Annotated in this window: 12 protein-coding genes; 7 read left to right on the top strand and 5 right to left on the bottom strand. The window is 73.1% G+C overall.

Annotation, left to right across the window (positions count from 1 at the left end; genetic code table 11):
- The 3 genes from HHX30_RS28695 to HHX30_RS28685 all read left to right on the top strand — a co-directional run.
- Positions 1–800: biotin/lipoyl-containing protein (locus HHX30_RS28695; RefSeq protein WP_283246907.1), on the top strand; the 800-nt coding region annotated here is incomplete at its 5' end.
- Between the two features lie 269 nt (positions 801–1,069).
- Positions 1,070–2,449, top strand: a complete 1,380-nt coding sequence (locus HHX30_RS28690; RefSeq protein WP_211592695.1) for a hypothetical protein — start codon at positions 1,070–1,072, stop codon at positions 2,447–2,449.
- A 273-nt stretch (positions 2,450–2,722) separates the two neighbouring features.
- Positions 2,723–3,958, top strand: a complete 1,236-nt coding sequence (locus HHX30_RS28685) for a pentapeptide repeat-containing protein (protein ID WP_169985441.1) — start codon at positions 2,723–2,725, stop codon at positions 3,956–3,958.
- Positions 3,959–4,030: 72 nt separating this feature from the next.
- On the opposite strand, the gene HHX30_RS28680 is transcribed toward HHX30_RS28685, so the two are convergent.
- On the bottom strand, positions 4,031–5,059 hold the full coding sequence (locus HHX30_RS28680; RefSeq protein WP_169985439.1) for an ROK family transcriptional regulator: 1,029 nt from the start codon (positions 5,057–5,059) through the stop codon (positions 4,031–4,033).
- A 46-nt stretch (positions 5,060–5,105) separates the two neighbouring features.
- Between HHX30_RS28680 and HHX30_RS28675 the strand changes: the two genes are divergently transcribed.
- The gene (locus tag HHX30_RS28675; protein ID WP_169985437.1) at positions 5,106–6,278 is read left to right on the top strand and encodes an MFS transporter; all 1,173 of its coding nucleotides are present in this window, start codon (positions 5,106–5,108) and stop codon (positions 6,276–6,278) included.
- A 4-nt stretch (positions 6,279–6,282) separates the two neighbouring features.
- Here the strand turns inward: HHX30_RS28675 and HHX30_RS28670 are convergent, their stop codons facing one another.
- Positions 6,283–7,677 (bottom strand): NAD(P)H-quinone dehydrogenase, encoded by a 1,395-nt coding sequence (locus HHX30_RS28670; protein ID WP_169985435.1) that lies wholly within the window; start codon positions 7,675–7,677, stop codon positions 6,283–6,285.
- Positions 7,678–7,814: 137 nt separating this feature from the next.
- Here HHX30_RS28670 and HHX30_RS28665 point away from each other — a divergent pair, with 137 nt between their 5' ends.
- From HHX30_RS28665 to HHX30_RS28655, 3 genes are read left to right on the top strand one after another with little or no spacing between them, the layout of a single operon-like run.
- Positions 7,815–8,267, top strand: a complete 453-nt coding sequence (locus HHX30_RS28665) for a gamma-glutamylcyclotransferase (protein WP_169985433.1) — start codon at positions 7,815–7,817, stop codon at positions 8,265–8,267.
- 53 nt (positions 8,268–8,320) lie between these two features.
- Positions 8,321–9,118: a purine-nucleoside phosphorylase gene (locus tag HHX30_RS28660; protein ID WP_396705628.1), complete on the top strand. Its 798-nt coding sequence runs from the start codon at positions 8,321–8,323 to the stop codon at positions 9,116–9,118.
- 8 nt (positions 9,119–9,126) lie between these two features.
- A complete protein-coding gene (locus HHX30_RS28655; RefSeq protein ID WP_169985429.1) occupies positions 9,127–10,761 on the top strand; it encodes a phospho-sugar mutase in 1,635 nt (544 codons plus the stop codon).
- Between the two features lie 86 nt (positions 10,762–10,847).
- On the opposite strand, the gene HHX30_RS28650 is transcribed toward HHX30_RS28655, so the two are convergent.
- From HHX30_RS28650 to HHX30_RS28640, 3 genes are all read right to left on the bottom strand, one after another.
- Positions 10,848–11,033: an alpha/beta hydrolase gene (locus HHX30_RS28650; protein ID WP_311922898.1), complete on the bottom strand. Its 186-nt coding sequence runs from the start codon at positions 11,031–11,033 to the stop codon at positions 10,848–10,850.
- Between the two features lie 249 nt (positions 11,034–11,282).
- Positions 11,283–13,670, bottom strand: coding sequence for an ABC transporter permease (locus HHX30_RS28645; protein WP_169985425.1), 2,388 nt, complete (start codon positions 13,668–13,670; stop codon positions 11,283–11,285).
- Complete coding sequence (locus HHX30_RS28640; protein WP_169985423.1) at positions 13,667–14,401, bottom strand: ABC transporter ATP-binding protein; 735 nt, start codon at positions 14,399–14,401, stop codon at positions 13,667–13,669. Before HHX30_RS28640 ends, HHX30_RS28645 begins: the two co-directional genes overlap by 4 nt.
- Positions 14,402–14,486: the final 85 nt, after the last annotated feature.

Below are 14,486 nucleotides of genomic sequence, written 5' to 3'. Positions count from 1 at the left end.
TGTTGCGCGGCCACTCCATCGAGTTCCGGATCAACGCCGAGGACGCGGGCCGGGGCTTCCTGCCCGCGCCGGGGACGATCACCTCGATGCGGGTCCCGTCGGGGCCCGGGGTGCGGCTGGACGGCGGATATGAGACCGGGATGAGCGTGCCGCAGGCGTTCGACTCGCTGGTGGCCAAGCTGATCGTCACCGGCGCCACCCGGGCCCAGGCGCTGGAGCGTTCACGCCGGGCCCTGGCCGAGTACGAGATCGGCGGCATGCCGACCGTGCTGCCCTTCCACCGGGCCGTGGTGAACGACCCCGCCTTCACCGGCGAGCCGTTCACGGTGCACACCCGGTGGATCGAGACCGAGTTCGACAACACCATCGCGCCGTATGAGGGCGAGATGGGCGCCGCGGAGCCGGCCGAGCGGGAACGCATCACGGTCGAGGTCGGCGGCAAGCGCCTGGAGGTCGTCCTGCCCGCCGGACTGGGCTCGCCGCATCTGAGCGCCGCGGGCGGTGCGGGTGGCTCCGGCCCGGCCAGGAAGACCGCGCCGAGACGGCCGGGCGCAGGCGGCGCCAAGAAGGCCGCGGCGAGCGGTGACTCCCTGGTGAGCCCGATGCAGGGCACGATCGTCAAGGTCGTCGCCGCCGACGGCGACACCGTCGAGCCCGGCGACACGATCGTCGTCCTGGAAGCGATGAAGATGGAGCAACCGCTCACCGCCCACAAGGGCGGCGCGGTCACCGGCCTGGCCGCCTCCGTCGGCCAGACGGTCACCGCCGGGGCCGTCCTGTGCGAGATCAAGGACGCCTGAGCAGGGCGCCCCGGCCGTCACCTCTCACGAGAAGTGACGGGCCGTACCGCGACGGAGCACCGTGACGCGCCTCTCCTCCGTCGCGACTTGATCGCCTTGCGGCGGCCGGCGGCGGATCGGGACAGACGGTTCGGCGAGCGGCGCGAGGGCCACTTGCCGACCGGAAGGACGCATGCCCCGTCGCCTATGCGGAACGATAGGTTTTTGTGGAGGAACCATCACGCCCTGCCGTTCGTCCAGTAGGGCGAAGGAGGCTTGAAGCCGTGACCATGAAGACACCGCTCGGCCGGGTGGGGGCCGCCCTGGCGGCGCTGCTCGCCGGGCTCATCACAATGCTCGCACTCGCCCCGGCCGCGATGGCGGCGGCTCCCCCGGACCCGGCCACGGTCCTGTCGTCCTGGAAGAGCGGCAACCCGCTGTACGCCATGAGCGGCACCCCGCTGTCGTCCAGTCAGCAGGACGAGATCCGCCAAGCGCTGGAGGACTCGAAGTCCAAGATCTACGTCGTCGCGATGCCCGACGGCACCGTGACCACGAGCCAGGTGAGCACCTACATCCCGCAGCTCCTGACCGAACTCGACAAGGCCGGCCGGTCGAGCGCGACCGTCGCGCTCCTCGACGGCAACAGCCTGTTCGCCGGATCGAGCGAGCTGCCCAAGAACGCGGCAGGAACGCTGACCCGGCTGTCCACGAGCTCCAACAGCGACGTGGTCACCGGCATGAAGGACTTCGTCAACCGGGTGAACCTGGTGCGCGAGGGCGACGTCAAGGCCGCCCGCGCCAAGGGCAGCACCGTCGGCGGTGGCGGCGGTTCGGGGGTCCTCGTCGGGATTTTGGGCATCGCGGTCGTGGGAGGTGCCGGTTTGTGGATCGTCGGACGCCGCAACAAGCGCAAGCGCGAGGAGCGCGAGGCCGCCGAGCTCGCCGCCGTCAAGCAGACGGTCGAGGAGGACGTCACGAAGTTCGGTGAGGAGATCACCGCACTCGACATGGACGTCAAGATGCTCCCGCAGTCCGAGACGACGACGGACTGGCAGCGGGCGCTCGACTCCTACGAGCGGGCCAAGAACGAACTGGCCGCGGTCCGGCGGGCGGACGAGCTGCGCACGGTGACCTCCACCCTGGAGGACGGGCGCTACGCGCTGGCCTGCGTGAAGGCGCGCGTGAACGACCAGCCGCTGCCCGAGCGGCTGCCCCCGTGCTTCTTCAACCCCCAGCACGGCCCGTCGGTGCGCAACGTGCGCTGGGCGCCGCCCGGTGGCGCGGTGCGCGACGTCCCCGCCTGCGCGGCGGACGCCGAGGCGGTGGAGCGCGGCTTCGACCCGCAGATGCGCGAGGTCATGGTCAACGGCCAGCGCCGGCCGTACTGGGACGCCGGTCCCGCCTACCAGCCCTACGCGTACGGCTACTACGGCGGCTTCGGCGGCGACCTGCTCACCGGAATGATGGTCGGCACGATGCTCGGCGGCGCCTTCGGCGGCTGGGGCCACGGCGGCTACGGCGCCGGGTACGACTCCGGCTACGCCGCGGGCGTGGACGCGGGCGGCGGCGACTGGGGCGGCGGCGGCGGCGGAGACTTCGGCGGAGGCGGCGACTGGGGCGGCGGCGGCGACTTCGGCGGAGGGGACTTCGGCGGAGGCGACTGGTAACGCCTGAGCGCTACCGGCGCGGCATCGACGAGGGGCGGGCCCGATGGCCCGCCCCTTCGTCATTCCCACCCGCCCCTACGTCGTGATCTCGCAGTTTGTCGCACAGGTGCCACGCGACCTGGGTCGATGCGGTGCGTGATCATGCGGAAAACTCCAGGCGTCACCCCTCGCCCACGCTTGTGCCGTACGTGACCATGCACATGGGCAAGCGGATTGCAAGCAGGGGTAAAGATCGCGTGGGACACTCGGGGCGTTCCCCTCAGGAGGCCCCCCGTGCGTCGTCTCGTCCCTGCCCTCGTCGCCGCCCTGTCGCTCGCGTTCCTCTCACTTCCCGCGACCGCCGTTCACGCGGCATCGGCTCCCTGCAAGCCGGGCAGCGGCGCCAACCTGCGCGGCAAGGACCTCACCAGCGCGACGCTGCCTTACAGCTTGCGCTGTGCCGACCTCACGGGGGCGAAGCTGGACACGGTGGATCTCACGGGCAAGGACCTCACCGGGGCCGTCCTGCGCAAGGCCTCGCTGAAGGAGGCCGACCTCGGCCAGGCGCATCTCGACTACGCCGACCTGCGCGGCGCCGACCTCACCGAGGCCGACATGGGTCAGATGCGGGCCAAGCAGGCGAACCTGCGCGGGGCGATCCTCGCCGACGCGGACGCCGTGCAGGCCGAGTTCCCGCACTCCGACCTGACCGGCGCGGTCCTCACCCGGGCCGTGCTCACCCAGGCCAACCTCACCGACGCCAAACTCGTTGACGCCGATCTGAAGGACGCCACGCTCGGGCAGATCAAGGGCCGTACGGCCGACTTCACCCGGGCCAAGCTCGGCGAGGCCAAGCTCGGCCAGGCCCACCTGGAGCATGCCGTGCTCAGGGACGCCGACCTGTCGGAGGCGGAGTTCACCCAGGCGGAACTGGACGGCGCGGACTTCCACGGGGCGAACGTCGACAAGGCCTCCTTCACCCAGGCCGACGACGTGGACCTCACCGGTGCCCGGGGCACGCCTGCCGACCTCCCCGACGACGCCGTCGCGCCCGGCGCGCCCGCCGACGAGGACTCGGCCGGCGGGGAGGTCACGGCCGCGGACGAGACGACCGGGGCGCGGGACATGCCCGGGAACGTCGTCCGCCCGAAGGGCCCGTCGCCCGCGCTCATCCTCGTCATCCTGTCCGGACTCGGCCTGAGCCTGACGCTGATCCTGTGGGGTGTCGCGCACCGGCGCAAGGAGCGGTTCGTGGCCGAGATGGCGGTGGCCAGGCACGCCGCCGAGGAGGACGTGACCCGGTTCGGCGAGGAGATCGACGCCCTCGACTTCGAGATGAAGATCAACCAGGTCAGCGGCCCGACCTACGAATGGCGCGCGGCGCTCGACGCGTACGAGGCGGCCAAGCAGGCGCTGCACGTCGCCCAGACGCCGTACGACCTGCAGGCGGCGGCCGTGGCGGTGGCGCGGGGGCGGCAGGCCCTGCACACGGTCAGATCGGGGCTGTCCGGCACGAGCGGCCACCACTGACCGTCCCCGCCGGCAGGCGGGCCCGCCCGGCGACCGCCCCCGCGGGTCACCGGGCGGGCTCGGGTCCGCCGGTCAGCGGCGGCCCTGTCCGAAGACGGCGTCGCGGGCGATCGAGAGAGCGGTGGAGACGGCGCCCCGCAGCACGGGGTTGTCGGGGATGCCGCTCACGCGTACGTGCACGGGAACGGGCGAGACCTCCGTCAGGCGCTCGGCGACCAGGGCCGCCAGCGGGTCGCCGCCCGCCAGGCTGGTGGCGCCGCCGAGCACGACGAGGCCCGGATCGAGCACGGCGACGAGCGTGAACGCGGCCGTCGCGACCCTGTCCGCGAGGGCCGGCAGGCCGACCCCGCGTACGGCCTGTGCGCCCAGCAGGTCGCACACCGTGATGTCGAGCCGGCTCAGGAAGCCGATCTCGCCGGCTCCGCCGGAGGCGCCCCGGCGGAGCCTGCCGTCCAGCACGACGGCCGCGCCGACGCCGTCGTCGAGCCACAGCAGCGCGAAGTCGTCCCGCCCGGCGGCCGCCCCGGTGGTGTGCTCGGCGACGGCGGCCAGATTGACCTCGTTCTCCACGGTGACCGGCGCGTCGACCAGTGTGCGCAGGGCCGGGAGGAGCCCGGGCCGCCAGGCGGGCTCGGCGTTCCCCGCCGACAGGTCTCCGGTCTGCGGGTCGACCATGCCGGGCGCGCCGATCACGACCGCGTGCAGGGGACGTGAGCCGGCCGCCTCGGTGAGCGCCTCCGCGACCAGCGCGGGAAGGTTCTCGCCGATCGGCCGTGTCGCCGAGCCCACGGTCGCGCCGGTGATGTCGGCGACCGTCACGTTGACCACGTCACGCCGCACGTCCACACCACCCACGAAGGCCCGGTCGGCGACGATGCCGTAGAGCCGGGCGTTGGGGCCGCGCCGGTCGCCGCCGCTCTCCCCGGTGACCCGGATCAGTCCGTTGACCTGGAGGCGTTCGATCAGGTCCGACACGGTCGGGCGGGACAGGCCGGTGAGCGCGCGCAGTTGCGGCGCGGTCAGCGGGCCACGTTCCAGCAGCAGATCGAGTGCGAGCCGGTCGTTGATGGCCCGTGCGAGCTGGGGCGTCGCGGTCTTCATGAAGAACCCACTTTTTATCAGGAACCCTGCCTGTTAATTTATCCCCATGCGAGACAGACATCAACGGGCCACAGCCCTCGTCTTCGCCGTACACGGAGCGGTGGCGGGCACCCTCGCCACCCGGATGCCGTGGCTCCAGGAGCACCACGGCATCGACACCGGAGTCCTCGGGCTCATCCTGCTCTGCCCCCCGATCGGCTCGTTCCTCACGATGCCGCTGACCGCCCGGCTGGCCTACCGGTTCGGGGCCAGGGCCACGACCCGGACCCTCCTGGCCCTGTGGTGCGCGTCACTGGCCCTGCCCGTGCTCGCGCCGGGACCCCTGTGGCTGGTGCCCGCGTTCCTCCTGTCCGGCGCCGCCGCCGGCATGTCCGACCTGGCGATGAACGCCCAGGGCGTGCTCGTCGAACGGCGGCTGGGCCGTTCGGTCATGTCCGGCCTGCACGGCATGTGGAGCGTCGGCAACCTCTGCGGCGCGGGCGTCGGGGCGGTGGCCGCGCAGGCGGGGCTGGACGCCCGTGCTCATCTCATCCTCGTGGCGGTGTCGCTGGTCGCCGCGGGCGCGGCGGGAAGCCGTGCGCTCCTCGACGACGGGCCCGCGCCGGACGAGAGGCCGCCGTCGCGCTTCACGGTGCCGCCGAGGGCCGTCCTGCTGATCGGCCTGATCGGCTTCTTCGCCACCTTCGCGGAGCGGGCCAGCGGCCAGTGGGCGGCGATCTACCTCACGGACGTCGCCGGGGCCGGAGCGGGCGTCGCCGCGGCCGGCTACGCCGTGTTCACCGCGTGCATGGTCGTGATGCGGCTCGGCGGAGACTTCGTGGTGCGCGGGCTCGGGCCGGTCGCGACCGTGCGCGCGGGGGCCGTCACAGCGGTCCTCGGCGGCGTGATCGTGGTCGCCTCCCGCACTCCCGTGCCGGTGATCGCCGGGTTCGCGTTGTTCGGCGCCGGCATCGCCGTCGTCGTGCCCCTGGTGTTCGCGGCGGCGGGCCAGGTCGCCCGGACACCCGCCGAGGGCGTCGCGGGGGTCGCGACGATCACCTGGATGTCGGGGCTCGTGGCTCCTCCCGTCACCGGCTGGCTGGCCGGCGCGTTCGCCTTCCCGTTCGCGTTCGCCCTGGTGACGTGCATGGTCGCGGCGATGATCTGGCCGGCGCGGGCCCTGCGGCCGCGTCCGGGCGCCGCCGCCCGCGTCCCCGTGGGCGCGGCGTGTGCGGACTGACGGGTCAGATGCCCCCGGCGGTCAGCGGGGACATGAGGCGGCGGGCGGCCTCGGTGATCGAGCCCGACAACGACGGGTAGACGGCGAAGGTGTGGGCGATCTGGTCCACGGTCAGGCGGTGCTGGACGGCCAGCGACACGGCCAGGATCAGCTCCGAGGCCCGCGGGGCGACCACGACGCCGCCGAGCACGATGCCGGTGTTCGGACGGCAGAACAGCTTCACGAAACCGTCGTTGAAGCCCTGCATCTTGGCCCGGGCGTTGGTGGCCAGCGGCAGCTTGACGACGTTCGCCTCGATCTCGCCCGCCTCGATCTGCCGCTGCGACACGCCCACGGCGGCGATCTCCGGGTCGGTGAAGATGTTGGCGGCGACCGTCGCCAGCCGGATCGGCTGCACGGCCTCGCCGAGCGCGTGCCAGACCGCGATCCTGCCCTGCATGGCGGCGACCGAGGCGAGCATCAGGACGCCGGTGCAGTCTCCCGCGGCGTACACGCCGGGCGCGGATGTCCGCGACACCTTGTCGACCTCGATGAAGCCGTTGCGGTCGAGCCGCACGCCGTTGTCCTCCAGCCCGAGCCCGGAGGTGTTGGGGACCATGCCGACGGTCATGAGGCAGTGGCTGCCCTCGGCGGTGCGGCCGTCCTCCAGCGTCACGACGACGCCGTGCTCGGTGCGCTTCACGGAGGCGGCGCGCGAGCGGCCCATGACGTTCATGCCGCGCCGCCGGTAGACCTCCTCGAGCACCTCGGCCGCGTCGGCGTCCTCGTTGGGCATCATCCGGTCCCGCGAGGAGACCAGCGTGACCTGCGACCCGAGCGACCGGTAGGCGCCGGCGAACTCGGCGCCGGTGACGCCGGAGCCGACCACGATCAGGTGCTCGGGCAGCTCCTCCAGGTCGTACAGCTGCCGCCAGCTGAGGATGCGCTCGCCGTCGGGCTCCGCCCCGGGCAGCACGCGGGGGTGGGCGCCGGTCGCCACGATGACCACGTCGGCCCGGATCGTACGGTCCCCCGCCCGCACAACCTGGGGATCGACCAGACGGCCCCGGGCACGGATGACCTCCACGCCCTCGGCGGCCAGCCGGGCGGCGATGTCGTTCGACTGCGCCAGCGCGAGTTCCTTGACGCGCTTGTTCACGTCGATCATGTCCACGGCCACCCCGCCGGCGTCGCCGTCGGGACCGCCGTCGAAGTGGACCCCGAGGGACGAGGCGTCGAGAAGCGCCTGCTTACGGACGGACGAGGCGATCAGGGTCTTGGACGGCACGCAGTCGGTCAGCACGCACGCCCCGCCGGGGCCCTCCTCCTCCACGACGGTGACTTGGGCGCCCAGTTGCGCGGCGACCAGGGCCGCCTCGTATCCGCCGGGGCCACCACCGATGATCACGATCCTTGTCACATGCTCCATTGTCACGCATCCTGGCTTCGCATTCCCGGCGAGGGGCGCGTAACGGGCTGACTACGCGGATTTCTCTCGCCACACCCGGTGCGCGCTACCCGTCCAACTTCCGGGATCTTGGTTTAGGCTTGTGTGCCGTGCCTGTTTACGCGGCCTACGGCAGCAACATGGACCCCAAGCAGATGGCGGAGTGGGCGCCCCACTCGCCCATGCGAGGAACGGGCTGGCTCCCGGGCTGGCGGCTCACCTTCGGCGGCGAGGACGTCAGCTGGGAGGGCGCTCTCGCCACGATAGTCGAGGACGCCGACGAGCAGGTATTCGTCGTCCTGTACGACGTGCCGGAGTGGGACGAGGCGTCCCTCGACCGCTGGATGGGCACCGACCTCGGCCTCTACCGCAAGGTCCGGCTCCGCGTCGCGACACTGGAGGGCGACGTGCTCGCCTGGTCGTACGTGCTGGACTCCTACGAGGGAGGGCTGCCGTCGGCGCGGTACATCGGCATCCTGGCCGAGTCCGCGGAGAAGGCGGGCGCGCCCGACGACTACGTCACGTGGCTGCGCACCCGGCCCTGCAAGAAGCTCGGCGACTGACACGGCCCCGGCACTTATCGGCCGGGTTCATGCGCTTCTGTACCCTCAGCAAAGTGACCCCATATGACCTGGCGGCCGAGGCCGCGACCACGCTGAGGAACCTCACCGGCATCTCTTCCTTCGACGTCGCCCTCGTCATGGGCTCGGGCTGGGTCCCGGCCGCGGACGCGATCGGTGAGACGGTCGCCGAACTCGCGGTGACGAAACTGCCCGGGTTCTCCCCGCCCGCGGTCGCCGGTCACGCGGGCACGGTGCGGGCGGTGCGCACCTCGGCCGGGCTCAACGCCCTGATCTTCCTCGGGCGTACGCACCTCTACGAGGGCCGCGGGGTGGAGCCGGTGGTCCACGGGGTGCGCACGGCCGTCGCGGCCGGGGTGCGCACGGTCGTGCTGACCAACGCGGCGGGCGGGCTGCGCCCGGAGACCCAGAATGTGGGCGACCCGGTCCTGATCAGCGACCACATCAACCTCACCGGCGACAACCCGATCACCGGCGCGACGTTCATCGACCTCACCGAGGTCTACTCCAAGCGCCTGCGCGACCTCGCCCGCGGGGTGGACCCCACGCTGGCCGAGGGGGTGTACGTCGCCTTCCGCGGCCCGACGTACGAGACGCCCGCAGAGATCCGCATGCTGCGCACGCTCGGCGGCGACCTGGTGGGCATGTCCACCGTGCTGGAGGCGATCGCCGCCCGGGAGGCCGGGGCCGAGGTGCTCGGGATCTCCCTGGTCACCAACCCCGGCGCGGGCCTGGTGGGCGAGCCGCTCAACCACGAGGAGGTCCTGGAGGTCGGCCGGGTCACGGCCGCCCGCATGGGCGTCCTGCTCGCCCAGGTCGTCGACAAGCTGTAGGGGGACCCATGACCGATCTCGTACGGCTCGCCGAAGAGTGGCGTGAGCAGGACCCCGACCCCGAGACGCGGGAGGAGCTCGACGCGCTCCTGGAGCGGAACGATCTCGCCGCGCTGGAGGACCGCTTCGGCGCCAAGCTGGAGTTCGGCACGGCGGGCCTGCGCGGCGCGCTGGGGGCCGGGCCGAACCGGATGAACCGGGTCACGGTGATGCGGGCGGCGGCGGGGCTGGCCCGTGTGCTCGGCCCCGGACGCCACGTCGTCATCGGCTACGACGGGCGGCACAAGTCCGACGTGTTCGCCGCCGACACGGCCCGCGTGCTGACCGGGGCGGGCCTGCGCGCCTCGGTCATGGCCGCCAAATGGCCCACCCCGGTCCTGGCGTTCGCCGTGCGCCACCTGGGCGCGGACGCGGGCGTCATGGTCACCGCCTCGCACAACCCGCCCGAGGACAACGGCTACAAGGTCTACTGGGGCGACGGCGCGCAGATCGTGCCGCCGATCGACGAGGAGATCTCGGCCGCCATCGACGCGGCCGGCCGGGTGGACGCGCTGCCGCTGGGCGAGGACTGGCGGACCCTCGGCCACGACGACATCGTCGTGCCGTACCTGCGGGCCCTGGCAGCGCTCCCGATCGGCGACGCCCGCGACATCGCGGTCGCGTACACGCCGCTGCACGGCGTCGGCGGCACGACCGTCTCCGAGGCGTTCCGCGCGGCGGGCTTCGAGGTGCCGGTCATGGTGAGCCGGCAGGCGATGCCCGACCCCGGCTTCCCCACCGTGGCGTTCCCCAACCCGGAGGAGCCGGGCGCCATGGACCTCGCGCTCGAACTCGCCGCCGCGACCCGCGCCGACCTGGTGATCGCCAACGACCCCGACGCGGACCGGTGCGCGGTCGGCGTCCCGCTGCCCGGCGGCGGCTACCGCATGCTCACCGGCGACGAGGTGGGCGGCCTGCTCGCCGAGCACGTGCTGCGGCACACCTCGGGAGACGACCGGCTGGTCGCCACCTCGATCGTGTCGTCATCGCTGCTCGCCAGGATCGCCGCCGAGCACGGCGTGCGGCACGCCGAGACCCTGACCGGATTCAAGTGGATCATGAAGTCGGGTCCCGGGCTGGTCTTCGGCTACGAGGAGGCGCTGGGCTACAGCGTCGGGTCGGACACCGGCCTGCCGGTCCACGACAAGGACGGCGTGGGGGCCGCCCTCGTCGTCGCCGGGATGGCCGCCGCCGCCAAGCGGGACGGCAGGTCGATGCTCGACCTGCTGGACGACCAGGCCCGCCGCTACGGCCTGCACGCGACCGCCCAGCTGTCGGTCCGGGTCGAGGACCTGTCGCTGATCACGCAGGCCATGAAGCGCCTGCGCACGCAGCCGCCGGTGCAGCTGGCCGGCCGGGTCGTGGAGTCCGCCGAGGACCTGTCCCAGGGGGTGGCGGGGCTGCCGCCGACCGAGGGCCTGCGCTACCGCCTGTCCGGCGACGCCCGGGTCGTGGTCCGGCCCAGTGGCACCGAGCCCAAGCTCAAGTGTTACCTGGAGGTCGTCGTACCGGTCGAGGGCGAGGACGTCGCGCCCGCCCGGGCCAGGGCCGCGCAGGACCTGGAGGCCCTGAAGAAGGACCTCTCCGTCGCGCTCGGCCTGTGACCTACCCGCAGACGATGTCCCGCGCCGCCGCTCGCCGGTGACCAGGAACGCGGTGACGACGCCGTCACCGCGGGCGTTGCCGTTGATCAGGTAGGACCGTGCCCGCCCGAGTCGACGGCGACCACGCGCGCCCGGCTCCCGAGTGCCTCGCGCATCCGCGGGGCGCCGCTGTACGGCGTCGCCGGGTCGCGCAGGTTCTGCACGAGCAGGACGTTGGACGGCCCCTTCGCCGTGACCCGCACCGGCGCCTCGTCCGGGGCGGTGGAGGGCACCGGGAGGGGACCCGGGCCGAGCGCCGCCCGCATGAGCCCCGGCCAGGGCGGGGAACAACGTGTCGGAATACAGCGCGTTCAGCATCGTCTCGCGCAGGACCGCGCCGTCGAGCCGCACCGGGTTGGCGCCCGGCCACGGGATGGGGGCGCGGTCCAGGCGCTCGGCGAGGTCCAGGAAGGTGCGGCGGACCGCCGCGGCGTCCGCTCCCATCATGATTCCAGCCGTGGAGGTTACCGGGGGAAGAGGGTTCACTGGCGGGCGCCGATGGTCTCGGCCGGGCGGGCGCGCAGGGCGAGACGCGCGGGCAGGCTCGTGGCGACCAGGGCGAGCGCGGCCACGGCGGCGATCACCAGCGCGTAGCCGGCCGGGGGGACGTACGGCAGGGCCGACCCGGTCATCCCCCTGCTGAAGGCCGACAGCGTGACCAGCGCGATGCCGGTCCCGGCGAGCACGGAGACGACCAGCGCGGTCAGGGTCTCCAGGCGGAGCATGCGCAGCACCTGCCGCCGGGTCGCGCCGACCAGGCGGAGCAGGGCCAGCTCCCGCGACCGGTCCATGGTGGACATGGCCAGCGTGTTGACCACCGCGATCGCGCTGAACGCGATGATCAGGCCCATCGCCACATAGTTGACCTCGGCGTTCGGGGTCTGCGTCCCGGTCCCCTCCGCCGGCGTCACCACCGGCGCCACGGCCGCCAGGACCGCACGCGGGACCGAGGGGGCCTCGACGAGCAGGGTGCCCGAGGGATCGTCGACATGGTCTGCGATCAGCGCGTACGGCAGGGTCAGGTCGCCGAAGCCGAGGCCGCGGGAGTAGATCGCCACCACCTTCAGCTCCGCCGGGGTGCCGTCGCCCAGGGTGAGCTTGAGCGTCTCACCGACCGACAGCCCGAGCCTGGTGGCGGCCGACTCGCTCAGCGCGGCCGACCGGGCGCCGAACCCGTCGAGCGAGCCGGACACGACGCCGAGGTCCACGGCCTGCCCGATCGGCCGATCGCCGCCGTCGACGCCCTGCGCGCCGTACTTGTCCAGCCCGACGCGCACGGAGGTGCGCACCACCGAGGTGACGGCCTTCACGCCCGGCACACGGCGCACCGCATCGGCCGTCGTGCCGCTCACCGCGTAGTCGGCGTGGGTGCCGGCGGCGGCCTGCGCGGCCGACGCGTGCCCCATCGTCGTCTGGGTGAACAGGATGGTGCAGGTCATGGCCACCAGAAGGGTCAGCGGCGCCATCACGGAGGCCATCCGCCCCGGGCCCGTCCGCAGGTTGCGCGCCGCCAGATATCCGGCGCGGGAGGCACGCAGCGCGACGCCGAGCAGGACGGTCGCGGCGCGGGCGAGCACCGGTCCGAGCAGGGTGAAGGCCACCGTCCAGACGAGCGCGGTCAGCATCGTCACGGGGCTCGACGCCGCCTCGGTCTCGAGTCCCGACAGCACCAGCGTCAGCGTGATCCCGCCGGCGACGCACAGGACGCCCGCAATCGACCGGCCGAGGGGCAGGCCCCCGCCCATGGCGGCCTCGCCGAGCGCCTCCACCGGGCGGATCCGCGCGGTGCGGCGCACCGAGAGCCGGGTCGCGGCCCAGGCCGCCGCCACGGTGGCCGGCAGGGCGGCCGCGGCCGGGAACGGGCTGACCACCAGGCGCAGGTTCGCCGGCAAGGCGCCCAGCTCGACGAACCGGCCGTGCAGCCAGAACCCGAGGCCGATGCCGGCGGCCGATCCGATGACACCGGCCGCCAGACCGACCAGCAGCGCCTCGCCGCCCAGTAGCGTGCGCACCTGACCGGGCGTGGCGGCGACCGCGCGGAGGAGGGCGATCTCACGCCGCCGTTGCTGGACCGCGAGGGCGGCGGTGCCGGTCACGACGAGGATCGCCACCAGCAGGGACGTGCCGCCCAGCGCGCCGCCCAGGCTGATCAGCCGCACCCGCGCCCGCTCCGCGTCGAGGAACTCCACCGTGCCGCGCCCGTCCCCGGTGTAGGCCACGAGACGATCGGTCAGCACCGGTGAGACATCCACGCGGGGGAACACGCCGATCGCGGTCACCAGCCCCGGGCGCCCGGCCAGCCGCCGGGCCTCGGCCGTCGAGAAGAACACCGTGTCCTGGCTCGGCAGGGCCTGCGCGGTGACCCCCACGACCCGGTAGGCCTTCCCCCGGACGTCGAGAGCCGCACCCACGGATGAACCGGAGCGGGCGTCCACGACCACCTCGCCGTCCGCGCGCGGCGGGCGTCCCTGTGCGATGGCGAACGGCGTGAGCCCCGCGGACTCCCACCCGTGCCCGACAGCGTGCCCGTTCACGGGGAACGTGACCTCGGTCAGCACCTTCGAGACGCCGGGCAGGCCGCGCAGTCTCGCTGCCGTCGCCTCGGGGATCCAGACCCGCTCCGACAGTGGCTTGGCCTTCGTCTTGACCTTCCCGGAGGACTTGGTCACGGTCTCGTGGACGTTCTGGTCGCCGGCGACGATCAGCGGCGCCCCCGCGTAGCGCTCCGGGGCGACCCCGCCCCGCAGGCCGGTCTCCAGCAGCATCAGGCACGCGCAGACCAGCGCGGCGGCGCACACCAGCGCCACGAACGCCCCCGCGAACGCCGCCCTGCGGTGCCGCAGGGTCTTCAGGGCGAGTCCCGTGATCATGCCGCGTACGCCCCCATCCTGGTCATGCGCTCGGCGACCCTCTCGGAGCTCGGCGCGGCCATCGCGTCCACGATCCGGCCGTCGGCGAGGAACAGGACGGTGTCGGCGTAGGAGGCGGCCACCGGGTCGTGGGTGACCATCACCACGGTCTGGCCGAGGCCGTCCACCACCTCCCGCAGCAGCCGGAGCACGTCACCGGCGGTCATCGTGTCGAGTGCGCCGGTCGGCTCGTCGCCGAAGACCACCTGCGGCCGGGTCACCAGCGCCCTGGCGATGGCCACCCGCTGCTGCTGCCCGCCGGACAGCTGGGCGGGGCGGTGCCCGGTGCGGCCGGTCAGCCCCACCCGCCCGACGATCTCCTCGAGCCACCCCCGGTCGGCCCGCGCACCCGCCAGCCGCATCGGCAGCGTGATGTTCTCCAGCACGGTCAGGGACGAGACCAGGTTGAACGCCTGGAACACGAAACCGATCCGCTGCCTGCGCAGCTCCGTCAACCGGGTCTCGTCCATGCCGGACAGTTCGGTGCCGCCCAGCCGCACCGAGCCGGAGGAGGGCGTGTCCAGCCCCGCCGCGCAGTGCAGGAACGTGCTCTTGCCCGAACCCGACGGTCCCATCACCGCGGTGAAGCTCCCGCCGGGGATGTTCACCGAGACCTCGCGCAGGGCCGCCACCGCGCCCTGTCCCTTCCCATACACCTTGCTCACCGCGTCAAGGCGGAGCACCTCTGTCATGTGCTCAAGCCTGCTGATCAGCGGTGCCGCTTCCCAGAGACGGCCTCACCTCGTGACCATGACCTCGTCATGATCCGGACACTGG

This window comes from Microbispora sp. H10836 (genome assembly GCF_012999525.1).
In the GTDB taxonomy this organism is placed as follows: Bacteria; Actinomycetota; Actinomycetes; order Streptosporangiales; family Streptosporangiaceae; genus Microbispora.
The sequence above is the reverse complement of the archived record's forward strand: the minus strand, read 5'-3'. Positions and strand labels throughout refer to the sequence as shown.

Excerpts from the sequence above, each read along its gene's own strand:
- HHX30_RS28690 (WP_211592695.1), top strand. The coding sequence starts at position 1,070 with ATGAAGACACCGCTCGGCCGGGTGGGGGCCGCCCTGGCGGCGCTGCTC.
- HHX30_RS28680 (WP_169985439.1), bottom strand. The coding sequence starts at position 5,059 with ATGAAGACCGCGACGCCCCAGCTCGCACGGGCCATCAACGACCGGCTC.
- HHX30_RS28675 (WP_169985437.1), top strand. The coding sequence starts at position 5,106 with ATGCGAGACAGACATCAACGGGCCACAGCCCTCGTCTTCGCCGTACAC.
- HHX30_RS28655 (WP_169985429.1), top strand. The coding sequence starts at position 9,127 with ATGACCGATCTCGTACGGCTCGCCGAAGAGTGGCGTGAGCAGGACCCC.
- HHX30_RS28645 (WP_169985425.1), bottom strand. The coding sequence starts at position 13,670 with ATGATCACGGGACTCGCCCTGAAGACCCTGCGGCACCGCAGGGCGGCG.
- HHX30_RS28640 (WP_169985423.1), bottom strand. The coding sequence starts at position 14,401 with ATGACAGAGGTGCTCCGCCTTGACGCGGTGAGCAAGGTGTATGGGAAG.